The following is a 26,715-nucleotide window of genomic DNA, read 5'->3' on the forward strand; positions in this document are numbered from 1 at the left end:
ATGGACTTTCTGTTCAAGCTGGATGCCCATTTTTTTCTCGAAAATAGCGGTGGTGAGGTCGGTCACCCAGCCGCGGAAGAAGTTGGTGACCAGACCGACCAGCAGGTAGCTCACCGCCAGCGGGCCGAGCGGCAGGCCAAGCGTGGTCAGGCCGCTGGCGATCCCGAGATAAACGAACAGTTCGCCGGGGTTGATGTGTGGGAACAGGCCGTTCATCGAATGGCAGCTGTAGGAGGCGGCGGCGTAATAGCTCGGCTTGTACTTTTCCGGCATAAAGCGGCCGAGGCTTAAGGTCATCGGGTTGCAGAACACGAAGGTGCCGATAAAGGGCAGTATCAGGTAGCGGGACAGCGGGTTTCCGGCGCAGCGCTGGGCGAAGCGCTCGATGCGCTGCTGGCCGATAAAGTTAATCAGCGCGTTCATGATCACCAGCAGGCTGATCAGCAGGGGCAGGATCCCGGTCACCATGCCGGTGAACACTTCTCCGCCTTTCTGAAACAGCCCGATGAACCACTCGGCGCCGTGGGTGATGGTTTCTATCATTCTTCTCTCCTGTAGGGCGTTTGTTTTTGTCTATCTGTGGCTAATAATAATCACTTTGAAAGGTTTTAAAGTGTTAGTTGGATCTCACAATGAAAGAAAAATGGATTATTTTGAAAGATAATTGACGTGGTGAATGATTTTCGGGGGAAAAAAGCACGGATTTGCGTTGGGGAGGTGCGTACCGCTTCCTTGAGGTGTTGCGGATGCTTTACCATACTGGGTTCTTATCGAACCCGTTAAATGGATGTCTCATGTTCAAGCGTCGTTATGCAGCGCTGTTGCCTGCGCTTATTCTGCTGTCTGCCTGTAGTAGCAAACCTAAGACCGAAGCCGTTCAGCAAACGGCGGGCGCGCCTTCCGGAGGATTCCTGCTGGAGCCGCAGCACAATATGATGCAGATGGGCGGCGACTTCGCGAATAACCCGGCGGCCGAGCAGTTCATCGATAAAATGGTGACTAAGCACGGCTTTGACAGACAGCAGCTGCACGAAATTTTGTCTCAGGCCAAGCGTCTGGACTACGTGCTGCGCCTGATGGACAGACAGGCGCCGACGGCCCAGGTGCCGAGCGGGCCAAACGGGGCGTGGCTGCGCTATCGCAAACAGTTCATTACCCCGGACAACGTGCAAAACGGCGTGGCGTTCTGGAATCAGTATGAAGATGCGCTTAACCGTGCGTGGCAGGTGTACGGCGTGCCGCCTGAAATTATCGTCGGAATTATCGGCGTGGAAACCCGCTGGGGCCGCGTGATGGGCAAAACCCGCATTCTGGATGCGCTGGCGACGCTCTCCTTTAACTACCCGCGCCGCGCGGAGTATTTCTCTTCCGAGCTGGAAACCTTCCTGCTGATGGCGCGTAACGAACAGGACGATCCGCTCGATCTGAAAGGGTCGTTTGCCGGCGCGATGGGCTACGGCCAGTTTATGCCGTCCTCCTATAAGCAGTATGCCGTCGACTTTAACGGAGATGGCCATATCAACCTGTGGGATCCGGTGGATGCCATCGGCAGCGTGGCGAACTACTTCAAAGCGCACGGCTGGGTGCCGGGTGGCCAGGTGGCGGTGCAGGCGAACGGTCAGGCGCCGGGGCTGGAAAACGGCTTCAAAACCAACTACAGCATTTCGCAGCTGTCCGCGGCAGGCCTAACGCCAACGCAGCCGCTGGGCAATGCACAGCAGGCGAGTCTGCTGCGTCTCGATGTCGGAACGGGCTATCAGTACTGGTACGGGCTGCCGAACTTCTACACCATCACCCGCTATAACCACAGCACCCACTATGCGATGGCCGTGTGGCAGCTGGGGCTGGCGGTATCGCAGGCCCGCGTGCCGGCGGCGTCACCGTTTAGTCAGTAAGTTACCCCGACGGGTAGGCCGGGTAAGGCAACGCCGCCACCCGGCATGGCTGCGCGCACGGTGCGGCCTGTTGCCCTCTCCCACGGGAGAGGGCGTTTTGCAGAAACATTTCGCCACACTCCCTTTTCAACCCTGCCATTTACATCCTAATCACCTTTCATTATTGTTACGTTATAACATTTAAATTGGTGCCGAGATGTCAACGTCCCTTTTCTCTCTTTCTGCGCCGGTTCGGCTTTTGCTGGCGCTGGTGCTTATCGTCTTTCTCGGCCTGGCCGTGCGCTGGGCGGTGGCATTGCCATGATCGTGATGAATGAACTGGTTGCGGGTTACGACCACCAGCCCGTCACGCGCGCGCTTTCGGGCGTCATTGAACGCGGCAGCATGACCGCCATTGTTGGGGCCAACGGCTGCGGCAAATCCACGCTGCTGAAAACGCTCGCCGGTTTTATCCCACCCGTAAGCGGCGGTTTTCGCTGGCAGGGGAAGCGTCCGGTGATTGGCTGGCTGGCACAGCGTCACGCGCTGGAGGCGCAGTTTCCGCTGACCGTTCGCGATGTCGTCAGCATGGGCTGCTGGCCGGGCATTTCGCTGCTTTCCGGGTTTCGTCGCGAAACGCGGTTGCGCATTGCCAGCGCGCTTGAGCGGGTCGGGCTGGAATCCATGGCATCATCCACCATTGATGAGCTCTCCGGCGGCCAGTTCCAGCGCATGCTGTTTGCCCGCGTCCTGGTACAGCAGGCGCCGCTGGTGATGCTGGACGAGCCCTTTACCGGCATCGATGAAGCCACCTGTAACGTGCTGATGGATGTGATGCTGGAGATGTATATGCAGGGGCAAACGCTGCTCGCGGTACTGCACGACAGCGAGCGCGTGTCGCGCCACTTCCCGCAGACGTTGCGGCTGGATGCTGATGTGCCTCAGTGGAAAACCGAGCGGGTGAGGGTGGCATGATCTGGCACACATTCTTCCAGCCGTTCATCGAGTACGGCTTTATGCGCCGCGCGCTGGTGGTTTGCCTGGCGCTTTCTATCAGCACCACCGCGCTCGGCGTATTCCTCCAGCTGCGCCGGATGAGCCTGATGGGCGATGCCCTTTCTCACGCTATTTTGCCGGGCGTCGCCGTGGGATACCTGCTCAGCGGCCTGTCGCTGCTGGCAATGAGTATCGGCGGTTTTGTCGCGGGCATTACCGTGGCGCTGCTGGCCGGTCTGGTCAGCCGACGCACGCCGCTTAAGGAAGATGCCAGCTTTGCCGGATTTTATCTTGGCTCACTGGCGCTGGGGGTCACGCTGGTATCGCTTCGTGGGTCGAATGTCGATCTGCTGCATCTGCTGTTTGGCTCCATCCTCGCCGTGGACAACGACGCCGCGCTGTTTGTCACAGGCGTGTGCATGTTCACTCTCATCGTGCTGGCGATGTTTTATCGCGGCCTGGTTACCGAAGCGTTTGACACCGCCTGGCTACAGGTGAACGCCCGCTGGCTGCCCGGCCTGCTGCACGGACTGTTTCTGGCGCTGCTGGTTCTTAACCTGGTGGCCGGTTTTCAGGTGCTCGGCACGCTGATGGCCGTCGGTCTGATGATGCTGCCGGCCGTGGCGGCACGCTGCTGGGTACGCACGCTACCGGCGTTACTCCTGATGGCGGGCATCAGCGGTATTGTCTGCGCATGGCTGGGGTTGAGCCTCTCCTGGGCGATGAGTCTCCCGGCCGGGCCATCCATTGTGCTCACCGCCAGCGCGCTGTTCTTTATTTCCATTTTATTGGGTACGCGAAGCAGGCTCGCTGGCAGTCTGCGGGCGTATTTTTAACGCAAGGGGAAACGATGAAACGTACAGGACTAGTAGTGGCAGTGGCGCTCGCGCTGGGGATGATGTCGCAGGGCGTGATGGCGAAAACGCTGAATGTGGTCACCAGCTTCTCGATACTGGGGGACATCACCCAGGAGGTGGGCGGCGATCATGTGAAGGTGACGACGCTGGTGGGGCCGGACGGCGATCCGCATACCTTCGAACCGTCGCCGAAGGACAGCGCGGCGCTGAGCAAGGCCGATGTGGTGGTGGTGAACGGTCTGGGGCTGGAGGGCTGGCTTGACCGCCTGGTGAAAGCCTCCGGGTTCAAAGGGCAACTGGTCGTCGCCTCAACAGGCGTGAAAACGCACACGCTTGAGGAAGATGGAAAGACCGTGACCGATCCGCACGCGTGGAACAGCGCGGCGTACGGGGCGTTATATGCACAAAATATTCTGAACGGGCTGGTGAAAGCCGATCCGCAGGACAAAGCCGCGCTGGAAGCCTCCGGTAAACCCTATATCACGCAGCTCAACCAGCTGGATAGCTGGGCCAAAACGCGCTTTAGCCAGATCCCGCAGGCGAAGCGCAAGGTGCTGACCAGCCATGACGCCTTCGGCTATTTCAGCCGCGCTTATGGCGTAACCTTCATGGCACCTCAAGGACTCTCTTCAGAGAGCGAGGCCAGCGCGGCGCAGGTTGCTGAGATCATCAATCAGATTAAAGCCGACGGCGTAAAAACCTGGTTTATGGAAAACCAGCTCGATCCGCGTCTGGTGAAGCAGATTGCCTCGGCGACGGGCGCGCAGCCAGGGGGAGAACTTTATCCGGAGGCCTTGTCGGCAAAAGGCGGCGTGGCAGACACCTACGTCAAGGCGTTCCGCCACAACGTGAATACCCTCGCCGACAGCATGAAATAACCTCTTCCACGGCCGGTGCGTTTGCACCGGCTTTTTTCTGAAGCCCCCTCGTAAAACCTGAAGCGCATCCCCACATCTGACGAGAAAGTGCTATCTTGTGCAGCACGTTTTTCTGATGCCTGGAGCGAGAATGACTGACCATGAATTGATGCAGCTTAGCGAGATCGTTGGCCTGGCGCTTAAGCAGCGTGGGGCGACAATGACCACCGCGGAATCCTGCACCGGCGGCTGGGTGGCGAAAGTGATTACCGATATTGCCGGCAGTTCCGCCTGGTTTGAACGCGGTTTTGTGACCTACAGTAACGAAGCTAAGGCACAAATGATTGGCGTGCGTGAAGCTACGCTGGAACAGCATGGCGCGGTCAGCGAACCGGTGGTCATTGAAATGGCCATTGGCGCGCTCAAGGCGGCGCGGGCAGATTACGCGATTTCCATTAGCGGCATTGCGGGGCCGGACGGCGGCAGCGACGTGAAGCCTGTTGGCACCGTCTGGTTTGGGTTTGCCACGTCTAAAGGGGAAGGGATCACCCGCCGGGAGTGCTTCAGCGGCGATCGCGAAAGCGTGCGCCGTCAGGCAACGGAATATGCGTTAAAAACGCTCTGGCAACAATTTCTACAAAACACTTGATACTGTATGACCATACAGTATAATTGCACCAACAGAACAGAAATCCACGGTGAAGCACAGTCGCTTCTCCCGGCATGACAGGAGTAATAATGGCTATCGACGAAAACAAACAGAAAGCGTTGGCGGCAGCACTGGGCCAGATCGAAAAGCAATTCGGTAAAGGCTCCATCATGCGCCTGGGTGAAGACCGTACCATGGATGTGGAAACGATCTCCACCGGTTCGCTTTCTCTGGATATCGCGCTGGGCGCGGGCGGCCTGCCAATGGGCCGTATCGTAGAGATCTACGGGCCAGAATCCTCCGGTAAAACTACCCTGACGCTGCAGGTGATTGCTGCGGCACAGCGCGAAGGTAAAACCTGTGCGTTCATCGATGCCGAGCACGCGCTGGATCCTGTTTATGCGCGTAAGCTGGGCGTGGACATCGACAACCTGCTCTGTTCTCAGCCGGACACCGGTGAGCAGGCGCTGGAAATTTGTGACGCGCTGGCGCGCTCCGGTGCGGTTGACGTTATCGTTGTTGACTCCGTTGCCGCACTGACGCCAAAAGCGGAAATCGAAGGTGAAATCGGCGACTCTCACATGGGCCTCGCGGCACGTATGATGAGCCAGGCGATGCGTAAGCTGGCCGGTAACCTGAAGCAGTCCAACACGCTGCTGATCTTCATCAACCAGATCCGTATGAAAATTGGTGTGATGTTCGGTAACCCGGAAACCACAACCGGTGGTAACGCCCTGAAATTCTACGCGTCTGTCCGTCTGGATATCCGCCGTATCGGTGCGGTGAAAGAGGGTGAAAACGTCGTCGGTAGCGAAACCCGCGTGAAGGTTGTGAAGAACAAAATCGCTGCACCGTTCAAACAGGCTGAGTTCCAGATCCTCTACGGTGAAGGGATCAACTTCTACGGTGAACTGGTTGACCTGGGCGTGAAAGAGAAGCTGATTGAAAAAGCGGGCGCCTGGTACAGCTACAACGGTGACAAGATTGGTCAGGGTAAAGCGAATGCTATCTCCTGGCTGAAAGAGAACCCGGCTGCGGCGAAAGAGATTGAGAAGAAGGTGCGCGAGCTTCTGCTGAACAACCAGGACTCCAAACCTGATTTCGTAGTCGATGCTGCGGATGCTGAAGAAACCAACGAAGACTTTTAAGTCTCTCGTGTAAAGATGAAGGGCTGCTGATGCGGCCCTTTTTGCATTTCTGATTCTACAGGTTTTTTATGAGTGAACCGACATCACGCCGACCCGCCTACGCGCGCTTGCTGGATCGTGCGGTGCGCATCCTGGCCGTGCGTGACCACAGTGAGCAGGAGCTGCGGCGGAAGCTGTCGGCTCCGGTGATGAGTAAAAACGGGCCGGAAGAGATTGATGCCGCGGCGGAAGACTACGACCGCGTGGTGGCCTGGTGCTATGAGCATCATTACCTGGACGACGATCGCTTTGCTTCCCGCTTTCTCGCCAGCCGCGGCCGCAAGGGGTACGGCCCTGCGCGCATCCGGCAGGAGCTGAACCAGAAAGGGGTGGCCCGGGAGTCCATCGAAAAAGCGATGCGCGAGTGCGAGATTGACTGGTGCGAGCTGGCAAAAGAGCAGGCAATTCGTAAGTACGGCGAACCGCTGCCGCGTGAATTTTCAGAAAAAGTCAAAATCCAGCGCTTTTTGCTCTACCGCGGCTTCCTGATGGAAGATATTCAGGATATCTGGCGTAATTTTGCCGATTGAACGCATGCGGGATTTTACTTCCCACTAAAGAAAACTTATCTTATTCCCACTTTTTCCAGTAGCTGGTCTGTCCAACGGTTTACCGATACAGGCTGGCTACGACATTTCGTTAGCTTGATTTCAGGATAATTATGAGCAAGAGCACCGCTGAGATCCGTCAGGCGTTTCTCGATTTTTTCCATAGTAAGGGACACCAGGTTGTTGCCAGCAGCTCCCTGGTACCGAACAACGATCCGACTCTGCTGTTTACCAACGCCGGGATGAACCAGTTCAAGGATGTGTTCCTTGGTCTCGACAAGCGTAATTATTCCCGCGCCACAACCTCACAGCGTTGCGTGCGTGCGGGCGGTAAACACAACGACCTGGAAAACGTCGGTTACACCGCGCGTCACCACACCTTCTTCGAAATGCTGGGTAACTTCAGCTTCGGCGACTACTTCAAACACGATGCCATTCAATACGCGTGGGAACTGCTGACCGGTGAAAACTGGTTCAACCTGCCGAAAGAGCGTCTGTGGGTTACCGTCTATGAAACCGATGACGAAGCCTACGAAATCTGGGAAAAAGAGGTCGGTATCCCGCGCGAGCGTATCATTCGCATCGGTGATAACAAAGGCGCGCCATACGCGTCTGACAACTTCTGGCAGATGGGTGACACCGGTCCTTGCGGTCCGTGCACCGAGATCTTCTACGATCACGGCGACCACATCTGGGGTGGCCCTCCAGGCAGCCCGGAAGAAGACGGCGATCGCTACATTGAGATCTGGAATATCGTCTTCATGCAGTTCAACCGTCAGGCCGACGGTACCATGGAGCCGCTGCCGAAGCCTTCCGTTGATACCGGTATGGGTCTGGAGCGTATTGCCGCGGTACTGCAGCACGTTAACTCCAACTATGAGATTGACTTGTTCAGCACCCTGATCAAAGCCGTTGCCGAAGTCACCGGCGCGACCGATCTGAACAACAAATCGCTGCGCGTTATCGCAGACCACATTCGTTCCTGCGCGTTCCTGATTGCCGACGGCGTTATCCCGTCGAATGAAAACCGTGGCTACGTGCTGCGTCGTATCATTCGTCGTGCTATTCGTCACGGCAACATGCTGGGCGCGAAGGACACCTTCTTCTATAAACTCGTTGGGCCACTGATTGGCGTGATGGGGTCAGCGGGTGACGAGCTGAAACGCCAGCAGGCGCAGGTTGAGCAGGTTTTGAAAACCGAAGAAGAGCAGTTTGCCCGTACGCTGGAGCGCGGTCTGGCGCTGCTGGACGAAGAGCTGGCGAAGCTTAAGGGCGATACCCTGGACGGCGAAACCGCTTTCCGCCTGTACGACACCTACGGCTTCCCGGTTGACCTGACGGCGGACGTTTGCCGCGAGCGTAACATTAAAGTTGACGAAGCGGGCTTCGAAGCCGCGATGGAAGAGCAGCGCCGTCGTGCGCGCGAGTCCAGCGGTTTCGGTGCAGACTACAACGCGATGATCCGCGTTGATAGTGCGTCTGAATTCAAAGGCTATGAGGCGCTGGAACTGACCGGCAAAGTGACCGCCCTGTTTGTTGACGGCAAAGCCGTGGACAGCATCAGCGCAGGTCAGGAAGCCGTAGTCATTCTGGACAAAACGCCGTTCTACGCCGAATCCGGCGGCCAGGTTGGCGATAAAGGCGAACTGAAGGGCAATGGTTTCAGCTTCAGCGTGACCGACACCCAGAAATACGGTCAGGCAATTGGCCACCAGGGCAAACTGGTTTCCGGTTCTCTGAAAGTGGGCGAGGGCGTCCGGGCTAACGTTGATGAAGCTCGCCGCGCGCGCATTCGTCTGAACCACTCTGCAACCCACCTGATGCACGCTGCCCTGCGCGACGTACTCGGTACCCACGTTGCACAGAAAGGTTCTCTGGTTAACGATAAAGTGCTGCGCTTCGACTTCTCGCATTTTGAAGCGATGAAGCCGTCTGAAATCCGCGCGGTGGAAGATCTGGTGAACGCGCAGATCCGTCGTAACCTGCCAATCGAGACCCACATCATGGATCTCGAGGACGCGAAGAAAAAAGGTGCGATGGCGCTGTTTGGCGAGAAATACGACGAACGTGTTCGCGTGTTGAGCATGGGCGACTTCTCTACCGAACTGTGCGGCGGTACACACGCCTCGCGCACCGGTGACATCGGCCTGTTCCGCATCGTTTCCGAGTCGGGTACGGCGGCAGGCGTGCGTCGTATTGAAGCGGTGACCGGTGAAGGTGCGGTAGCCAGCCTGCATGCGCAGAGCGATCAGCTGCACGACATCGCGCAACTGCTGAAAGGCGATAGCCAGAACCTGGGCGAGAAAGTGCGCGTTGCGCTGGAACGCACGCGTCAGCTGGAAAAAGAGCTGCAGCAGCTGAAAGAGCAGGCTGCGGCGCAGGAGAGTGCAAACCTCTCCAGCAAGGCTGTAGACATTAAGGGCGTCAAACTGCTTGTCAGCGATCTGGCGGGCGTTGAGCCTAAGATGCTGCGTACTATGGTCGACGATCTCAAGAACCAGCTCGGTTCTACCGTTATCGTGCTGGCGACAGTAGCAGAAGGTAAGGTTTCTCTGATTGCGGGCGTCTCTAAGGATGTGACTGACCGCGTAAAAGCAGGGGAACTGATTGGTATGGTCGCTCAGCAGGTGGGCGGCAAGGGTGGCGGTCGTCCGGACATGGCGCAAGCCGGTGGTACGGATGCGGCGGCACTTCCTGCGGCATTAGCCAGCGTTGAAAGCTGGGTAAGCGCGAAACTGTAATAACTACAAAGCACAAGCAGACGCCATAGCGGTAACGTTATGGCGTCTTGTTCACTGTGCTATCGATAACGATAAAGTCAGGTTGAGTTTGTGTATATCGGCTAAACTTACGTTTAACAGAATGTGATGCCGTGACTGCTTACACTTTACGTGTTTGTCATCGCTTACTTTTTGGCGTTATATGATGGATAATGCCGGGATACAAGAGACCCGACTCTTTTAATCTTTCAAGGAGCAAAGAATGCTGATTCTGACTCGTCGAGTTGGTGAGACCCTCATGATTGGGGATGAGGTCACCGTGACAGTTTTAGGGGTAAAGGGTAACCAGGTACGTATTGGTGTTAACGCTCCTAAAGAAGTATCTGTCCACCGTGAAGAGATCTACCAGCGTATCCAGGCTGAAAAATCCCAGCAGTCCAGTTACTGATATTGTCGCGTCTCGCTGTCGGGCGAGACGCAACCCTCCCGCTATTTTTCCTGCGCAAAGTTACCGTTTAATTTCAATCGCTCTCTTTTTGACCACTCCGCTACCCTTATCTCGTCCCAACACTGTTCTTTCCGCATCAGTTTTCTGCGAAGATGCCTGCAAAATCCGCTTATAAAACACCCTCTTTGCGGCTTTTACATGCGAATTGCGTGTGATTTGTGCAAACGATAAAAGCTTTTGGAAAATTGTTTGACTTATAAGTCCCAGAAAGTAATATATGCGCCACGCAGCGACGAGAAGCTCTTAACGAGTTACTCGAAGCACTCGAAAGAGGCGTTGTGTGGTGAGGTGGCCGAGAGGCTGAAGGCGCTCCCCTGCTAAGGGAGTATGCGGTCAAAAGCTGCATCCGGGGTTCGAATCCCCGCCTCACCGCCATTTTGCATCCGTAGCTCAGCTGGATAGAGTACTCGGCTACGAACCGAGCGGTCGGAGGTTCGAATCCTCCCGGATGCACCATCTATTACTTCATATTGCTTTAGAAGTGATATGAATATCGAGCAGTACAGTAGTAAATCCCGATGCATCCGTAGCTCAGCTGGATAGAGTACTCGGCTACGAACCGAGCGGTCGGAGGTTCGAATCCTCCCGGATGCACCATTTACTATTTCTGAAAGCAGTACCCTGATGCATCCGTAGCTCAGCTGGATAGAGTACTCGGCTACGAACCGAGCGGTCGGAGGTTCGAATCCTCCCGGATGCACCATTACTGTTTCTAAAAGCATTTCCCGATGCATCCGTAGCTCAGCTGGATAGAGTACTCGGCTACGAACCGAGCGGTCGGAGGTTCGAATCCTCCCGGATGCACCATCTTCTCCTTCTTTGTTTATTCCTTCGACGTTCCGTCAGCAATCACTCTCTCTGTCAGCGACAAAAACCACCATTTACGATAAAGTAATGCTTTGTTAATCGGTTAGCGAGAGCACGATGTACGCACAGTATGACGGTTTGATCTTCGATATGGATGGTACCCTCCTGGACACCGAACCCACGCATCGTCAAGCCTGGACCGACGTCCTGGGCCGCTACGGCATGCGTTTCGACCTTCAGGCGATGATCGCCCTCAACGGCTCCCCCACCTGGCGTATTGCGCAGGCCGTGATTGAACTGAATCAGGCCGATCTCGACCCGCACCTGCTCGCGCGCGAAAAAACCGATGCGGTAAAAGCCATGCTTTTAGATACGGTACGTCCGTTACCACTGATTGATGTGGTAAAAGAGTGGCACGGGCGTCGCCCGATGTCGGTGGGGACGGGCAGCGAAAGCGCGATTGCAGAAGCCTTGCTCAATCATCTTGGCCTGCGCCACTATTTTTCTGCCGTGGTCGCCGCCGATCATGTTAAACGTCACAAGCCCGCACCGGACACCTTCCTGCTTTGCGCAGAATTAATGGGCGTCCCGGCGGCAAAGTGCGTCGTGTTTGAAGATGCCGATTTTGGGATCCAGGCCGCGCGTGATGCCGGAATGGATGCGGTGGATGTACGCTTACTGTGAGTGACGCGCTGTCACTTGCCTCATTATTCGCCAGCAGTTTTCTCAGCGCAACGCTGTTACCGGGCAATTCGGAAGTGGTGCTGGTGGCGATGCTGTTGTCCGGCGTGAGTCAGCCCTGGCTGCTTGTAGTAATAGCAACAATGGGTAATAGCCTTGGAGGGCTGACTAACGTTATTCTTGGGCGTTTCTTTCCGCTGCGTGAAAAATCGCGCTGGCAGGAAAAGGCAGTCGGCTGGCTAAAACGCTATGGCGCTGCCACGCTGTTATTAAGCTGGATGCCTGTAATAGGCGATTTACTGTGTCTGCTGGCGGGATGGATGCGCATCTCCTGGGGACCGGTGCTCTTTTTTTTGTGCCTTGGCAAGGCGTTGCGCTATGTTCTCGTGGCGTGGGCAACACTACAGGGTATGACGTGGTGGCACTAATTGGTGGAATGAATACGCGACCTTCAATCGTCAACCATTACAATTATGCTGAGTAACATTACTTTGACAGGCGGGAGGTCAATTTGATCCCGGACGTATCTCAGGCGCTGGCCTGGCTGGAAAACCACCCTCAGGCATTGAAGGGTATTCAGCGTGGTCTTGAGCGTGAAACGCTGCGCGTTAACGCGGACGGCAGTTTAGCGACGACGGGTCACCCGAAGGCGTTAGGCTCGGCGCTGACACATAAATGGATCACAACCGATTTTGCTGAAGCGCTGCTGGAGTTCATCACCCCAGTAGAGGGTGATATTGATCATATGCTGACGATTATGCGCGATATCCATCGCTACACCGCGCGCAATCTCGGCGATGAGCGTATGTGGCCCCTCAGCATGCCGTGCTATATCGAGCAGGGCCAGGAGATTGAGCTGGCGCAGTACGGCACGTCAAACATTGGTCGGCTGAAAACGCTCTACCGTGAGGGGCTGAAGAATCGCTACGGCGCGTTGATGCAGACCATCTCTGGCGTGCACTACAACTTCTCGCTGCCAATGGCGTTCTGGCAGGCGAAATGCGGTGAAACGGATAAAGACGCGATCTCTGAAGGCTACTTCCGCCTGATCCGCAACTACTACCGTTTCGGCTGGGTGATCCCGTATCTGTTTGGTGCCTCCCCGGCGATCTGTTCTTCGTTCCTGCAGGGGAAACCGACGACGCTGCCGTTCGAGAAGACCGACTGCGGAATGTACTATCTTCCGTACGCCACCTCTCTGCGTCTGAGCGATCTCGGCTATACCAATAAATCGCAAAGCAATCTCGGTATTACGTTTAACGAATTGCACGAATATGTGGCAGGATTGAAGCGGGCGATCAAAACCCCGTCGGAAGAGTACGAAAAAATCGGCCTCGAAAAAGACGGTAAGCGCCTGCAGATCAACAGCAATGTCCTGCAGATTGAAAACGAGCTGTATGCGCCAATTCGTCCTAAGCGCGTGACGCGCAGCGGCGAAACCCCGTCGGATGCGCTGCAGCGCGGCGGGATCGAATACATTGAAGTGCGCTCGCTGGATATCAACCCGTTCTCACCGATTGGCGTTGATGAACAGCAGATTCGCTTCCTGGATCTGTTTATGGTCTGGTGCGTGCTGGCGAATGCGCCGGAAATGAGTTCAGACGAATTGCTCTGCACCCGTACAAACTGGAACCGCGTGATTCTGGAAGGGCGTAAACCGGGCCTGACGCTGGGTATCGGCTGCGAAACGGCACAGTTCCCGCTGACGAAAGTCGGCAAAGATCTGTTCCGTGACCTGAAGCGTGTTGCCCGGACGATGGATAGCATTGACGGCGGCGACGCGTATCAACAGATTTGCGACCAGCTAGTGGCGTGCTTTGATAACCCGGAACTGACGTTCTCAGCGCGCATTCTGCGTTCTATGATTGATCAGGGCATTGGTGGTACGGGGCGCTCACTCTCGGCGGAGTACCGTGAAATGCTGATCCAGGAGCCGTTAGAAATCCTGAGCGAATCAGATTTTGTCGCGGAACGCGAAGCGTCCGTAGTGCGTCAGAAAGAGGTTGAAGCGGCGGATACCGAGTCGTTTGAGGCGTTTCTGGCGAAGCAGGCTTAAGCAGAAAAGAAAAAGGCCACATCGCTGTGGCCAAAATATACATCTCTGAATTCAGGGATGATGATAACAAATGCGCGTCTTTCATATACTCAGACGCGCATTCTGTAGAAGAGTTCAGTTTATTTTAAAAAAAATCACTATCGGAGGTGACGTATGCCGTTATTAGATAGCTTTACTGTCGACCATACCCGTATGGAAGCACCTGCAGTCCGCGTGGCGAAGACCATGCACACCCCGCACGGCGACACGATCACCGTCTTCGATCTGCGTTTCTGCGTGCCAAACAAAGAAGTGATGCCGGAGAAAGGCATTCATACGCTGGAACACCTGTTCGCTGGCTTCATGCGTGACCACCTGAACGGCAACGGCGTTGAGATCATCGATATCTCTCCGATGGGCTGCCGTACCGGTTTCTACATGAGCCTGATTGGTCAGCCTGAAGAGAAACGTGTTGCAGATGCCTGGAAAGCGGCCATGGAAGACGTGCTGAAGGTGAAAGAGCAGAACCAGATCCCTGAGCTGAACGTTTACCAGTGCGGCACCTACCAGATGCACTCTCTGGAAGAAGCGCAGGAGATCGCGCGCCACATCATCGAACGCGACGTTCGCGTGAACAGCAACGAAGAGCTGGCCCTGCCGAAAGAAAAACTGCAGGAACTGCACATCTAATATTGTGCCTGTGGATGCCCGGTGGCGCTTCGCTGACCGGGCCTACATTGTGCTGGTGCCTCCTTTGACCACAACCTTAACCTTCTCTTTTACCCACCGACCCCTCGTTCCGTTTGCCCATGATTACGTTCATGGTGACAGCGAACCCTGGCACAAGCACGACTGCGCGCAGCTGCTGCATACTCTGAGCGGCGTGGTACGGGTGGATACCGCATCGGGCTGTTGGGTTGTGCCTCCCGGTCGCGGCGTCTGGCTGCCTGCGGGCACGCAGCATTCCCTGCGCATTACCGGCAACGTGGCGGCGCGAACGCTGTTTATCGATCCGCTGGCGCGGGCCGATCTTCCCGCCACCTGCCAGATCGTCCAGATCGCGCCGCTGCTGCGCGAGCTGATCCTCGTCTCCCTTGCGTTGCCTGAATCGTACTCACCCGGAAGCCGGGATGAGCGCGTCTATGAACTGATTCTCGATGAAATCCGCACTATGCCGGTGCTGCCGTTTCACCTGCCGGAGCCGGAAAGCGAGGCGTTACGTCGCCTGTGCCTGCAAATCCGGCAAAACCCGGGGGAAAGCTGGAGCAGCGCGCAGGCTGCGAGCATGATGAACATGAGCGAGCGCACGCTGAACCGTCATTTTCAACAGCAGACGGGTTTAAGCTACGGCGAGTGGTTGAGAAGGGCGCGTCTGCTGGAAGCCTTAGTGCGGCTGGCGCAGGGCCAGCCGTTATTGCGCGTGGCGCTGGATCTGGGGTACGGCAGCCACAGCGCCTTTACGGCAATGTTCCGTCGGGTGATGGGCGTCTCCCCCAGCGATTACTTTAAGAACGACTGACGGCGTTAAAGAGCGCCTGAAGCGACGCGCGCGCCACGTCGCTATCAATGCCCACGCCCCAGCGGCTGCTGCCGTCCTGGAACAGGCAGCGGATGTAGGCCACCGAGCGGCTGTCGCTACGTTCGCCTAACGTATGCTCGTGATAATCCTTAATCAAGAACGGGGCGTTGACCCATCGGCTCAGGCCGTGAGCGGCGGCGGAGAGCAGACCGTTGCCGTGACCTTCCAGCTGGCGCGTTCCTCCCTGTGTGGCGACGCTGGCCGTCAAACGCAGCTGGCCGTCCTGCTGGCTGTCGCTGCGGTAGGATTGCAGCGCATAATGCGGCGTGGCCACCAGACCGTAGCGGGTGCGAAACAGCTGCCACAGCGCGTTCTGCGTCATCTCTTTTCCGTGACGGTCGGTTTCCTGCTGCACGTGCTGGCTGAAATCCTGCTGCAGGGCGCGGGGCAGTTTCAGACCATGATTCTGTTCGATCAGCCACGCGCTGCCGCTTTTCCCTGACTGGCTGTTCACGCGGATCACCGCTTCGTAGGTGCAGCCGATATCCTGGGGATCGACGGGCAGGTAAGGCATCTCCCAGCGATCGCCAGGCCTGCGGGCATCAAAGCCTTTTTTGATTGCGTCCTGGTGCGAGCCGGAGAAGGCGGTATAGGCCAGCCGTCCTGCCCACGGATGGCGCGGGTGCACCGGCAGCTGATTGCAGGTTTCCACCACTTCCACCACCCGGTTCATATCGCTAAAGTCCAGAGTCGGGCTGATACCCTGGCTGTAGAGGTTCATCGCCAGCGTCACCAGGCAGACGTTGCCCGTGCGCTCGCCGTTACCGAACAGACAGCCCTCCACGCGGTCAGCCCCCGCCATTACGGCCAGCTCCGCGCAGGCGACGCCGGTACCGCGGTCGTTATGCGGATGCACGCTGATGCAGACATCGCGGCGGCGGCTGAAGTGGCGACAGAAGTACTCGATCTGGTCGGCATAGACGTTCGGCGTGCTCACTTCGACGGTGGCGGGTAAGTTGATCACCATCGGGCGTTCGTCGCAAGGCTGCCAGATCTCCGCCACGGCTTCACAAATCTCCAGCGCAAATTCCGGCTCGGTAAAGCAGAAGGTTTCCGGAGAGTATTCGTACTGCCAGCGGGTGTCCGGATTTTCTTCACACAGCTGACGAATAAGCCGCGTGGCACGCGTCGCCAGCTCAACGATTTGTGCTTTCTCCATGCCGAATACCAGGCGGCGGAACAGCGGAGCGGTGGCGTTATACAGATGCACGGTCGCCTGCTTCGCGCCGCGCAGGGATTCAAAAGTGCGATGGATGAGATCTTCCCGTGCCTGAGTGAGCACCTGAATCGTCACGTCATCCGGGATGCGGTTCTCTTCAATCAGCTGGCGAACGAAATTGAAATCAGTCTGCGAGGCGGAAGGAAAGGCAACTTCAATCTCTTTAAACCCGCAGCTTAACAGCAGGTCCCAGAACTGCAGCTTGCGCGTGCTGTCCATCGGTTCGGCCAGAGCCTGGTTGCCGTCGCGCAGGTCGGTCGAGAGCCAGCGCGGCGCGCGGGTGATGCGTTGTTCCGGCCAGCGACGGTCGGGCAGGGAAAGGGTGGGAAAGGGTTGGTACTTGTCGGCGGGTGTGTTCAGCATGATGCGCTCCTGTTGTCTTTTCACTATCGTGAATCGATTTCAGGCGCGCTGCTTTATCGGCACTGACAATGGCTGTCGCGTTCTGGACACGGTGGCAATGGTTGCCCGGTGGCGCTGCGCTTACCGGGCCTACGGATGTGTCACTTATCGTAGGCCGGGTAAGGCGTAGCCGCCACCCGGCAACCCGCGCATAAGACTAGTGCGCGCCGCCACCGCCGCCACCGGCACCAAACGGCGGTCTGGCAAACCACACCAGCCCCAGCAGGACGATAAAGATCCCTGCCGATATCCAGAAAATCTCGTTGGCCGAGATAATCAGCCCCTGGTTGGTGATCTGCTGGGCGATCCAGCCGGACGCCTGCTGCTCCGTCATCCCCATTCCCTGCAGCTGACTGTACATCTGCTGTGCGTTAGGGTTGAACGGGTTCACCGCTTCGGTCAGCTGCGCGTGGTGCATTGATTCGCGGTTTGTCCACAGGGTAGTGGTGATCGACGTCCCGATAGAGCCCGCCAGCGTACGGGTGAAGTTCGACAGGCTCGACGCGGCCGCCAGACGCTCGGGCGGCAGGCCAGAGAGCGTGATGGTGGTCAGCGGCATAAAGAAGCACGCCACCGCAAAGCCCTGAATGAACTGCGGCCACGCCGAGGCGCCAAAGTCCATTCCCGGCTCAAAGGTATACGCACGCCAGTAGAAGCACACCGCGTACATGATGAAGCTGAACGTCACCAGCCGACGCATGTCGAGCTTATGGGCGAAGCGGCCAATAATCGGCGACAGCAGGACCGGGATCACCCCGACAGGTGCCGACGCCAGACCCGCCCAGGTGGCGGTATAGCCATACACCTCCTGCAACAGCTGCGGCAGCAGAACAATCGCGCCGAAGTAGAGCATATAGGCGAGGCTGATACACAGGCAGCCGATGGTGAAGTTTCGCGACTTAAAGAGCGAGAGATCGACGATCGGGTTGTCGTCCGTCAGCTCCCAGACGATCAGGAAGCTGATCGACACCACCGCGACAATGGTCAGGATGATGATCTCCTGCGAGTTGAACCAGTCGAGCTCTTTACCGCGGTCGAGCATGATCTGCAGACTGCCGATACCCAGGATCAGCAGCGCTAGCCCGATGCTGTCGATACGGCGCTGTTCGGTGCGCGTCTCTCGTCCCCGCAGCGACTGCAGCGTCATCAATACCACGACGGCGCCAATCGGTACGTTGATGAAGAAGATCCAACCCCAGTGGTAGTTATCGCTGATGTACCCGCCCAGAATCGGTCCGCAGATAGGCGCGACGATAACGGTCATCGACCAGAGCGCCAGCGCGACGGAACGTTTTGCGGGAGGGTAGTTGCTCAGCAGCAAACTCTGGGAGAGCGGGATCAGCGGCCCCGCGACAATCCCCTGAATGACGCGGAAGAAAATCAGCATCGTCAGGCTGCTGGACATGCCGCACGCCCACGAGGCCAGAACAAACGCCACCGTGGACCAGAGGAACAGCTTCACCTCACCGACGCGCTTTGCCAGCCAGCCGGTGATCGGAATGGAGATGGCGTTTGCCACCCCAAACGAGGTAATGACCCAGGTCCCCTGGCTCAGCGACGAGCCAAGGTTACCGGCGATGGTCGGGATCGCCACGTTTGCGATGGTGGAGTCCAGCACCTGCATGAATGTCGCCAGCGACAGCGCGATGGTCATAATGACCAGCTGCGCGCCTTCCAGCGGTTTTTGCGGCTTTTGCTGTTGCATAACGCTCACCTTCGGATTAACCGGCGTTTGCCTTCACGATGTCATCGATCAGCTTGTTGACCGGATCGAGGCTAATTTCACGGGCGTTACTTTCATAAACCGGGCTGCTACGCACCTGGCTTGCCAGGATCTGACCGTCGCGGTTGGCGGTGTCAACCGTCACCAGCGTGGAGAGGCCGATACGCAGCGGGTGATCCGCCAGCTGTTTGGCATCCAGTTCGATACGCACGGGCAGACGCTGTACGACTTTGATCCAGTTACCGGTGGCGTTCTGCGCAGGCAGCAGGGAGAAGGCGCTGCCGGTCCCCATATCCAGACCCACCACTTTGCCGGTGTACTTCACGTCATCGCCGTAGATGTCGCTGACAACCGTTGCGGTCTGGCCGATACGCATATGCGCAAGCTGCGTCTCTTTAAAGTTGGCGTCGACCCACAGGTTGTCCGCCGGCACAACCGCCATCAGCGGCGTGGTTGGGCTGATCTGCGCCCCTGGCTGGACGGAACGACGGGAGACATAGCCGGTCATTGGGCTGACGATTTTAGTACGCTGCAGGGCAAGCCACGCGTTGCGCACTTCAGTCGCCGCCTGCTGAACGGCAGGCTGGTTTTCCAGGCTGGTGCCCAGCACCATCGCCTGGTTGGCGTTGTACTGCTGAATGGCCACGTCCAGCTGTGCCTGAGCGCTGGCGACGGCGTCGCGGGCGTGCTGCAGCTCTTCACGGCCAATCAGATTGGCGGTGCCGAGCGGCACGCGACGGTTCAGATCGCTCTGCGCCTGCGCGAGTGCGGTCTTCTGCACGTCGATGTTGGCCTGCAGCTGTTTGCTGTTGATCATCAGCTGGCGGGTCTGACGGACGCTGGAGGCCAGCGCGGTCTGTGCTTTTTCAAACGCCTGCTGGGCGTCGGTTGGATCGAGCGTCACCAGCACATCGCCTTTTTGCACAAAGTCGGTATTGTCAGCCCAGACTTTCGTCACGCTGCCCGACACCTGCGCCATAATTTGTACCTGGTTCCCTGCCACGTACGCGTCGTCAGTCTCTTCAGCATGACGCAGTACTAAAAACCAATAGATCCCATATGCCACGGCAATAATGATAAAGAGCAAGGTCAACAGAAGAAGGGCGCTCTTACGTTTGCCTTTCTTGTTGGCCGGTTGCTGCGGGGTAGTGCTCTCCGCATTTGCGCTCATTGTTGTTCTCCACGATCTTCTTATTTTCACATCGGCTGAGCCGACCTGTTGTCAGAAAGGCCAGCAGTGTGACGTGCTGGCCTGTCGGTTTTCTTATAAATCTGGATTGTTGAGCGTGTCGTCGCGTTAGCGCAGCGCCTCAAGAACGGCGCCTTCTTCATCCATCTGGTCAAGACGGGTGAGCAGCTTGCGAGTGATGTGCTCAAGCTGGTCGCGCTCGGCGGTGCTGAGAGCGGACCAGAGTTTGTGCAGGCAATTGTGCTGAGGTGGCAGCACCTCGCGCAGGAATTCGTGACCTTTATCGGTCAGTTGCAGATGCAGGCAGCGGCGATCGTTATCGCTTTCACGGCGCTCAATCCAGCCGCGCTTTTCCAGCTCATCGGCAATTCGGGTGGCGTTGGTGCGGGAGGAGCCCAGCGCGCAGCTCAGCTCAGAAGGCTGAATGCTGTGGTTTTCCTGAGACTCCAGCGTGATCAACGCCATAAACAATGTCTCGTTAATCCCTTGAGCTTTCAGCATTTTATTGCGGTTTTCCAGTAGCTTACCCTGCATGTGCATGCACAGGCGAGTCAGCAGAATTTCCTGATACGGGAAGTCCTCATGGCGACTGGCGCGGAATTTAAGCATTTGTTCAATGGGCGTAAACGAACTATCCATTTGGGCATAACCTCATTAATTACAGCCGATATAGTAACGATAGTGACAAATAATGTAAATGAATTATTTGTGCGGTTATATCCGCCAAATTAATGTCACCATCAGAAAGCGCCGGGTAAGTCCGTGACCCGGTGAGCACAGAAAGCGTAGGGGATGAACCCGCTGAAGAGAGGATGTGAGGACGGGGGTCTGAACTATTCATGCCGATTGTAAATATGTCACCCACATTAAAATTTCTGGGATAAATGATTACGTTTACATTAACAGAGTGAGGGGCCCCTTTACACCCTAAGAGGCCCAAAGCAATGTAAAACTTAGTGAATTGCCTCCTGGCGATGGTAGCCGCGCCACCATACAAGCAGGTTAATCGTGGCGACGATGGCGCCAATTGCACATACCCCTGACCAGCCAGCATGCTGCCACGCCGAGGCGGAAATGAGCGAGCCCGCCGCGCCGCCAATAAAGTAGCTGGTCATGTACCCGGCCGTCAGGCGGTTACGCGCCTCCGGCTTCACGCGATAGATGACGGTCTGATTGGTAATGTGAACGCCCTGCACGGTGAGATCGAGTACCAGGATACCGACGATCAGCGCCAGCACCGAGACGTGCCCATACCAGATTGCTGCCCAGGAGAGCAGAAGTAACACCAGCCCCGCGGAGGTGGTCAGGTGGGATTTGCCCTTGTCGGCCAGCCCGCCTGCGGGACGCGCGCCCAGTGCGCCTGCGGCACCGGCCAGGCCGAACAGGCCAATCACCCCTTCGGAATAATTAAACGGCGGCGCGGCAAGCAGAAACGCCATCGACGTCCAGAGAATGCTGAAGTTGGCGAAGGTGAAGCAGCCCAGCAGGGCGCGGGTGCGCAGAAGTTTATCCTGGGTGAACAGGCTGAAAACGGAGGCCAGCAGCTGCGGGTAATTCAGGTGATTTTCCTGCTTCACTTTTGGCAGCCCGCGCCACAGCGCCAGCGCCATGACGACCATCAATACGCTCGCCACCCAGTATACGGTGCGCCAGCCGCCGAGGCTTGCCAGCAGCCCGGCGACGGTACGCGCCAGCAAAATCCCCAGCAGCAGGCCGCTCATGATGGTGCCCACCACCTTGCCACGTTTTTCCGGTGAGGCGAGGGTCGCGGCGAGCGGCACCAGGATTTGCGCCACCACGGAGAACAGCCCCGTCAGCGCGGTACCGATAATCATCATCGTCAGCGACTGGCTGCTGGCGGTGATCAGCATCCCGCCGGCGGCCAGAAGCGTCATGGAGACGATCAGCATCCGGCGTTCAAACATATCGCCAAGCGGCACCAGGAACAGCAGCCCGGCGGCATAGCCGAGCTGGGCGGCGGTAACGATAAAGCCTGCGGAGCTGGCGGAGAGATTGAACGCGCGGGCGATGGTGTCGAGAAGAGGCTGCGCGTAATAGTTGCTGGCGACGGCCAGACCCGTTGCCACGGACATTAAAAGGATGAGTGCGGGGCTAAGCCCTTGAGTGGTTTTTGTCATTAGTTTCAGGAATCGTTAGTGAAGTGATTATTTTTCCGGAAACCATAATAGCCAATGATTGTGAATGTGGGGGGATTGTTACGTGCTGGATTGTGCGGTTTAGGTTGGGTGCGGTCTGATCCCCTCACCCCGGTCCTCTCCCAGTGTACGGTCCGGGGAGAGGGTTAGGGTGAGGGAAAAGGTTTTACTTCTGCGCCGCCAGCGCCTCTTTCACCCAGCCGTCAAACTGCTGCTGGTGAGCCTTGATCCAGCCGTCGACGTGGCCTTTAACATCCGCCTCAGACGATTTGCCCGCGTGCATCATCGCGTTCTGGGCGTTGATGTCCGCCAGCGGCAGCTTCATCACCGAGAACAGCTTCGCCGCGGCCGGGTTTTTCTCCGCCCAGGCTTTGTTCGCCACGATATGCATGGTGTTCACCGGGAAGCCGTAGTTCATGCCGTTCGGCAGTTTGGTGTCGATATCTTTCTGCTCGCCCGGCAGGGAGGAGAACGGCACCTGCAGCCACACCACGTCTTTACCCGGCTTCAGCACGTCGCTCACCCAGTACGGCGTCCAGGTGTAGTAGATCACCGGTTTACCCTCTTTGAAGCGGGCAATGGTGTCGGCCATCATCGCTGAATAGTTGCCGTGGCTCACGTCGACCGTTTTTGCCAGATCGAACGCCTTGTTCTGGTGGTTAATCACCGCTTCGCAGCCCCAGCCCGGCGAGCAGCCCATCATGTCGGCCTTGCCGTCACCGTTGGTGTCAAACAGTCTGGCGATCTTCGGATCCTTCAGCTGTTCGATGTTGGTGATGTGGTACTGGTCGGCGGTTTTCTTGTCGATCAGGTACCCCTGCGCCGCGCCGGTGACAAAGGTGCCTTCACGGTAGAATTTCTTATCGCCACCGGCGGCGGCATACATATCGTCATGCAGCGGCTGCCAGTTTACGGCGGTAAAGGTGGCGTCACCGGAGGCAATCGAGGTGTAGCCCACGTTGTAATCCACTTCGCTCGGCGTGTTAACCGTATAGCCCAGTTTTTCCAGCGCGCGGCTGACCAGCAGGGTCTGGAAGCTCTCTTCCGAAATAGTGCTCTGCACCGGCTGCACGGTAATGCCTTTGCCCGGCAGGTCAGCCGCGAACGTGCTGGTGGAGACAAGGGTGGCAAACGCTGTGGCAAAAAGTACGTTATGTCGCATCGTTGTTCCTTATTTTCTAAAGGGGCGGGTGAGTAACCCAACAGGGCCGGTGGAATACCAGCGACGGTTGCCGCGACTGCGTGAATCGCGACCGACGGCCTGGGTCAGGCGGTCAAGAATAATGGCGAGGATCACAATCCCGACGCCGCCGACGGTAGCCAGCCCCATGTCGAGACGGCCAATGCCGCGCAGCACCATCTGACCGAGACCGCCAACGGCGATCATCGAGGCAATCACCACCATCGACAGGGCCAGCATCAGCGTCTGGTTCACGCCCGCCATGATGGTCGGCATCGCCAGCGGGAGCTGAACCTTAAACAGCATCTGGCGCGGGCTGGCGCCGAACGAGCGTGACGCTTCGATCAGGTCCGCAGGCACCTGATTGATCCCGAGAATGGTCAGACGAATAATCGGCGGCAGGGCAAAGATAATGGTGACCACCACGCCCGGCACGTTGCCGATGCCGAACAGCATCACAATCGGCACCAGATAGACGAATGCCGGGGTGGTCTGCATTGCATCCAGCAGCGGGCGGATAATCTTCGCGGCCCGCGGGCTGCGCGCCAGCCAGATCCCCATCGGCAGGCCGATGACGATGCAGAAGAGCAGGGCGGTCAGCACCAGCGCCAGGGTGATCATCGCCTGCGACCAGGCCCCAATCGCGCCGATGGCAATCAGCGAAATCAGCGTGGCGACACCCATCCCGGCGCTGCCAAACTGCCAGGCGATCAGGGAGAACAGGATAATCGCCACCGGTGCCGGCATGCCCAGCATCAGCTGCTGGAAGCCGTTCAGGATGTAATCCACCGGGATGCGGATCCCCTGGAAAACCGGGCGGAAGTGCGTGACCACCCAGTCGATCCCCTCCGTGACCCAGCTGTCCAGCGGGATCAGCGTCTTGTGAAACGGATCCATAATATTGAAGTGCTCTGGCGCAGGCGCGGGTGCGCTGTTCAGCCAGTCCGCCGCACCGCCACCGTCGGCGGGTGCTGGCGTGGAACCCCACGCGTCGGCGGATTGCGCAGCGTTGTCCGCCGCTTCAGTGGTGCCCCACGGGTTAGTTTGATCAGCCATTATTTGCCCCCTCGCGATCTAAAGCCTGCAGCAGCATCCGTTTGGAGATGATGCCGACGTACTGTTGTTCCTCACCCACGACCGGTACGGCGCAAGGCGCCTGCCCCACGTGAGAGAGCAACTCGCTGAGCGGCGTTTCGGCGTCCACGGCAAGCGGAGCGTCAATTAACGCCGCATCGATGCCCTGGTTTTCGCTGAGCGCGGTTTTCAGAGAATCGATGGAGACAACGCCGACAAATTTATTGCCGCGTTCAACCAGATAACCATATTCACGGTCTTCGTCCTGCAGCAGCTTCAGCGCGGAGCGCGGGCCGAAGCCAGGCGTTTTACGGATAATGCCGTTTGGCGTTCGACGGGCAATATCTTTGGCGCTAAAGACCTGGCTAATATCCACGCCGCGGAAGAAGGTGCGCACATAATCATTTGCCGGATTATTGAGAATTTCATCCGGCGTGCCGACCTGCACCACTTCACCATTTTGCATAATGGCAATACGGTCGCCAATACGCATGGCTTCATCCAAATCGTGGGAAATAAAGACAATGGTCCGCTGATGTTTCGCCTGTAATTTTACCAGCTCATCCTGCATCTCGGTGCGAATTAACGGATCGAGGGCAGAGAAGGCTTCGTCCATTAATAAAATGTCTGGATTAATGGCTAATGCGCGGGCTAATCCCACGCGCTGACGCATGCCGCCGGAAAGTTCATCCGGGTACGCATGCGCATAATTTTCCAGCCCAACCTGACGCAGGGCGTCAAGGGCTTTTTCCTGACGTTCCTGCGCGGGTGTGCCGGCTAATTCCATGCCGAAAGCGGTATTATCCAGCACCGTCATATGTGGCATCAGCGCGAATGACTGGAATACCATCGCAATCTTCTTTCTGCGCACCTCGCGAAGCTCGGCGTCTGATATTCTGGCGATATCCACGCCGTCAATCAGCACCTGTCCGCGGGTGGGTTCAATCAGGCGATTGAGAAGGCGAACCATAGTGGATTTACCCGAACCGGATAATCCCATGATGACAAAAATCTCGCCTTCTTCAATGGCCAGACTGGCGTCTTTAACGCCAAGCGATAGCCCGGTTTTTTCCAGAATTTGCTCTTTCGAAAGGCCTTTCTCAATATATTTGAATGCGCGCTGAGGATGCTCGCCAAATACTTTATAAAGATTTTTTACTTCTAATTTAATTGCCATGCAATAGAGAGTGTCCTGTTATTTGTTTATGTCGATATGATTACCATGGTAAATTGTTAACGGGCATAACCCTAACATACTGAGAATCTGAGACAACCCTGGGTTTGCTTATGACGTAAATTTTCAGGGAGGCGAAACGGCTGAATTTCCCATGAGTAAAGGGCTGAGCGGGATTTGAATTTTTCTCAATTTTTTGCTGCGGCATCGGGGAATTTCGCCTGAATCGGGTGATTCAGGCGAATAGGGCACGGAAATGACAGTGTAGTTGCTTTGTAAATATTGGAGAGGAAATTGTTGGGTTTATATTAAATTAACGAACGTTAACGTTCATTAAAAATCCCAGTCCTCATCCTCGGTTTCCACCGCTTTGCCCATCACGTACGACGAACCCGACCCGGAGAAGAAATCGTGGTTTTCGTCGGCGTTGGGCGACAGCGCGGAGAGAATCGCCGGGTTAACCTCCGCCATTTCCGGCGGGAACAGCGCGTCGTAGCCGAGATTCATCAGCGCCTTGTTGGCGTTGTAGCAGAGGAAAGCTTTCACGTCCTCCTCCCAGCCGGTGCCGGCATAGAGTTCCTCGGTATAGCTCAGCTCGTTGTCGTACAGATCCATCAGCAAATCGAGCGCAAACCCTTTAAGCTCCTCGCGCTCCGCGTCGCTGACCTTTTCCAGCCCTTTCTGATATTTATAGCCGATGTAATACCCGTGCACCGCTTCATCCCGGATGATGAGGCGAATCAAATCGGCGGTGTTGGTGAGCTTGCCGCGGCTTGACCAGTACATGGGCAGCCAGAAGCCAGAATAGAAGAGGAATGATTCCAGAAACACGCTGGCGATCTTTTTCTTCAGCGGCTCGTCGGCCCGATAATACGTCAGTACCAGCTCCGCCTTTCTTTGTAGCGACTCGCTCGCTTCGCTCCAGGCGTAGGCCGCGTCCACGTCTTTGGTCTGGCACAGCGTGGAGAAAATCGAGCTGTAGGAGCGGGCGTGCACCGCCTCCATAAAGCTGATGTTCGACATCACCGCCTCTTCGTGCGGCGTCAGCGCGTCACCCATCAGAGCCGGTGCGCCAACGGTATTCTGAATGGTGTCCAGCAGCGTCAGGCCGGTAAAGACGCGGATCGTTAGCTGCTGCTCGGTGTGGCTCAGGGTTTGCCAGGCCGAAATATCGTTGGAGAGCGGGACCTTTTCCGGCAGCCAGAAGTTGCTGGTCAGGCGGTTCCACACTTCCAGATCTTTCTCGTCCTGGATCTTGTTCCAGTTAACGGCGCTCACGCGTGACAGTTTCATCCTTTCT

24 protein-coding genes and 5 tRNA genes are annotated in these 26,715 nt (G+C 57.0%); 19 read left to right on the top strand and 10 right to left on the bottom strand.

Annotation, left to right across the window (positions count from 1 at the left end; translation table 11 throughout):
• Positions 1–543: PTS glucitol/sorbitol transporter subunit IIC (srlA, locus tag LLF79_RS22315; protein ID WP_227880431.1), on the bottom strand; the 543-nt coding region annotated here is incomplete at its 3' end.
• Positions 544–794: 251 nt separating this feature from the next.
• Between srlA and mltB the strand changes: the two genes are divergently transcribed.
• The 19 genes from mltB (at position 795) to LLF79_RS22410 (ending at position 15,238) form a co-directional block, all read left to right on the top strand.
• Positions 795–1,895, top strand: a complete 1,101-nt coding sequence (gene mltB, locus LLF79_RS22320) for a lytic murein transglycosylase B (RefSeq protein ID WP_032635345.1) — start codon at positions 795–797, stop codon at positions 1,893–1,895.
• Between the two features lie 300 nt (positions 1,896–2,195).
• The gene (locus tag LLF79_RS22325; protein ID WP_023294409.1) at positions 2,196–2,849 is read left to right on the top strand and encodes a metal ABC transporter ATP-binding protein; all 654 of its coding nucleotides are present in this window, start codon (positions 2,196–2,198) and stop codon (positions 2,847–2,849) included.
• Complete coding sequence (locus LLF79_RS22330; protein ID WP_021241951.1) at positions 2,846–3,706, top strand: metal ABC transporter permease; 861 nt, start codon at positions 2,846–2,848, stop codon at positions 3,704–3,706. The genes LLF79_RS22325 and LLF79_RS22330 overlap by 4 nt, the downstream gene beginning before the upstream one ends.
• A gap of 14 nt (positions 3,707–3,720) precedes the next feature.
• Positions 3,721–4,605 (top strand): metal ABC transporter substrate-binding protein, encoded by an 885-nt coding sequence (locus LLF79_RS22335; protein ID WP_063616795.1) that lies wholly within the window; start codon positions 3,721–3,723, stop codon positions 4,603–4,605.
• A 130-nt stretch (positions 4,606–4,735) separates the two neighbouring features.
• Positions 4,736–5,233 carry a nicotinamide-nucleotide amidase gene (pncC, locus tag LLF79_RS22340; protein WP_008499547.1) on the top strand — a complete coding sequence of 166 codons (498 nt, stop codon included), beginning with the start codon at positions 4,736–4,738 and terminating at the stop codon, positions 5,231–5,233.
• An 89-nt stretch (positions 5,234–5,322) separates the two neighbouring features.
• On the top strand, positions 5,323–6,381 hold the full coding sequence (recA, locus tag LLF79_RS22345) for a recombinase RecA (RefSeq protein ID WP_008499546.1): 1,059 nt from the start codon (positions 5,323–5,325) through the stop codon (positions 6,379–6,381).
• A gap of 68 nt (positions 6,382–6,449) precedes the next feature.
• On the top strand, positions 6,450–6,950 hold the full coding sequence (gene recX / locus LLF79_RS22350) for a recombination regulator RecX (protein WP_023325951.1): 501 nt from the start codon (positions 6,450–6,452) through the stop codon (positions 6,948–6,950).
• Positions 6,951–7,081: 131 nt separating this feature from the next.
• Entirely contained in the window at positions 7,082–9,709 is a 2,628-nt protein-coding gene (gene alaS, locus LLF79_RS22355) for an alanine--tRNA ligase (protein ID WP_227880432.1), read from the top strand.
• A 241-nt stretch (positions 9,710–9,950) separates the two neighbouring features.
• Complete coding sequence (gene csrA, locus LLF79_RS22360) at positions 9,951–10,136, top strand: carbon storage regulator CsrA (RefSeq protein WP_000906486.1); 186 nt, start codon at positions 9,951–9,953, stop codon at positions 10,134–10,136.
• Positions 10,137–10,478: 342 nt separating this feature from the next.
• Positions 10,479–10,571, top strand: a tRNA-Ser gene (locus LLF79_RS22365).
• Between the two features lie 4 nt (positions 10,572–10,575).
• A tRNA-Arg gene (locus tag LLF79_RS22370) sits at positions 10,576–10,652 on the top strand.
• Positions 10,653–10,716: 64 nt separating this feature from the next.
• A tRNA-Arg gene (locus tag LLF79_RS22375) sits at positions 10,717–10,793 on the top strand.
• A 29-nt stretch (positions 10,794–10,822) separates the two neighbouring features.
• Positions 10,823–10,899 (top strand) — tRNA-Arg (locus LLF79_RS22380).
• Positions 10,900–10,926: 27 nt separating this feature from the next.
• Positions 10,927–11,003: transfer RNA gene (locus tag LLF79_RS22385), tRNA-Arg, on the top strand.
• A gap of 117 nt (positions 11,004–11,120) precedes the next feature.
• Positions 11,121–11,687: a fructose-1-phosphate/6-phosphogluconate phosphatase gene (gene yqaB / locus LLF79_RS22390; protein ID WP_008499542.1), complete on the top strand. Its 567-nt coding sequence runs from the start codon at positions 11,121–11,123 to the stop codon at positions 11,685–11,687.
• Positions 11,684–12,112, top strand: a complete 429-nt coding sequence (locus tag LLF79_RS22395; RefSeq protein ID WP_021241956.1) for a YqaA family protein — start codon at positions 11,684–11,686, stop codon at positions 12,110–12,112. Before yqaB ends, LLF79_RS22395 begins: the two co-directional genes overlap by 4 nt.
• Positions 12,113–12,195: 83 nt before the next feature.
• A complete protein-coding gene (gene gshA, locus LLF79_RS22400; RefSeq protein ID WP_227880435.1) occupies positions 12,196–13,740 on the top strand; it encodes a glutamate--cysteine ligase in 1,545 nt (514 codons plus the stop codon).
• Between the two features lie 153 nt (positions 13,741–13,893).
• Positions 13,894–14,409, top strand: coding sequence for an S-ribosylhomocysteine lyase (gene luxS, locus LLF79_RS22405; protein ID WP_008499539.1), 516 nt, complete (start codon positions 13,894–13,896; stop codon positions 14,407–14,409).
• A gap of 64 nt (positions 14,410–14,473) precedes the next feature.
• Complete coding sequence (locus LLF79_RS22410) at positions 14,474–15,238, top strand: helix-turn-helix domain-containing protein (protein WP_063616798.1); 765 nt, start codon at positions 14,474–14,476, stop codon at positions 15,236–15,238.
• Here the strand turns inward: LLF79_RS22410 and leuA are convergent.
• The 9 genes from leuA to nrdF all read right to left on the bottom strand — a co-directional run bounded on the left by leuA (position 15,225) and on the right by nrdF (position 26,708).
• Complete coding sequence (gene leuA / locus LLF79_RS22415) at positions 15,225–16,880, bottom strand: 2-isopropylmalate synthase (RefSeq protein WP_227880437.1); 1,656 nt, start codon at positions 16,878–16,880, stop codon at positions 15,225–15,227. The genes LLF79_RS22410 and leuA overlap by 14 nt on opposite strands.
• Positions 16,881–17,076: 196 nt before the next feature.
• The gene (gene emrB / locus LLF79_RS22420) at positions 17,077–18,624 is read right to left on the bottom strand and encodes a multidrug efflux MFS transporter permease subunit EmrB (protein ID WP_008502580.1); all 1,548 of its coding nucleotides are present in this window, start codon (positions 18,622–18,624) and stop codon (positions 17,077–17,079) included.
• A 16-nt stretch (positions 18,625–18,640) separates the two neighbouring features.
• The gene (gene emrA / locus LLF79_RS22425; RefSeq protein ID WP_021241959.1) at positions 18,641–19,813 is read right to left on the bottom strand and encodes a multidrug efflux MFS transporter periplasmic adaptor subunit EmrA; all 1,173 of its coding nucleotides are present in this window, start codon (positions 19,811–19,813) and stop codon (positions 18,641–18,643) included.
• 126 nt (positions 19,814–19,939) lie between these two features.
• Positions 19,940–20,470 carry a transcriptional repressor MprA gene (gene mprA / locus LLF79_RS22430; protein WP_008502578.1) on the bottom strand — a complete coding sequence of 177 codons (531 nt, stop codon included), beginning with the start codon at positions 20,468–20,470 and terminating at the stop codon, positions 19,940–19,942.
• Between the two features lie 314 nt (positions 20,471–20,784).
• Positions 20,785–21,969, bottom strand: coding sequence for an MFS transporter (locus tag LLF79_RS22435; RefSeq protein ID WP_008502577.1), 1,185 nt, complete (start codon positions 21,967–21,969; stop codon positions 20,785–20,787).
• A 184-nt stretch (positions 21,970–22,153) separates the two neighbouring features.
• Entirely contained in the window at positions 22,154–23,149 is a 996-nt protein-coding gene (proX, locus tag LLF79_RS22440; RefSeq protein ID WP_023325946.1) for a glycine betaine/L-proline ABC transporter substrate-binding protein ProX, read from the bottom strand.
• Positions 23,150–23,158: 9 nt separating this feature from the next.
• A complete protein-coding gene (gene proW / locus LLF79_RS22445) occupies positions 23,159–24,223 on the bottom strand; it encodes a glycine betaine/L-proline ABC transporter permease ProW (RefSeq protein WP_008502575.1) in 1,065 nt (354 codons plus the stop codon).
• Positions 24,216–25,418 carry a glycine betaine/L-proline ABC transporter ATP-binding protein ProV gene (gene proV, locus LLF79_RS22450; RefSeq protein WP_008502574.1) on the bottom strand — a complete coding sequence of 401 codons (1,203 nt, stop codon included), beginning with the start codon at positions 25,416–25,418 and terminating at the stop codon, positions 24,216–24,218. The genes proW and proV overlap by 8 nt, the downstream gene beginning before the upstream one ends.
• Before the next feature lie 330 nt (positions 25,419–25,748).
• Positions 25,749–26,708 carry a class 1b ribonucleoside-diphosphate reductase subunit beta gene (gene nrdF, locus LLF79_RS22455; protein ID WP_227880440.1) on the bottom strand — a complete coding sequence of 320 codons (960 nt, stop codon included), beginning with the start codon at positions 26,706–26,708 and terminating at the stop codon, positions 25,749–25,751.
• Between the last annotated feature and the right edge of the window lie 7 nt (positions 26,709–26,715).

The sequence above is a fragment of the Enterobacter cloacae complex sp. 2021EL-01169 genome, from assembly GCF_020733125.1.
In the GTDB taxonomy this organism is placed as follows: domain Bacteria; phylum Pseudomonadota; class Gammaproteobacteria; order Enterobacterales; family Enterobacteriaceae; genus Enterobacter; species Enterobacter roggenkampii.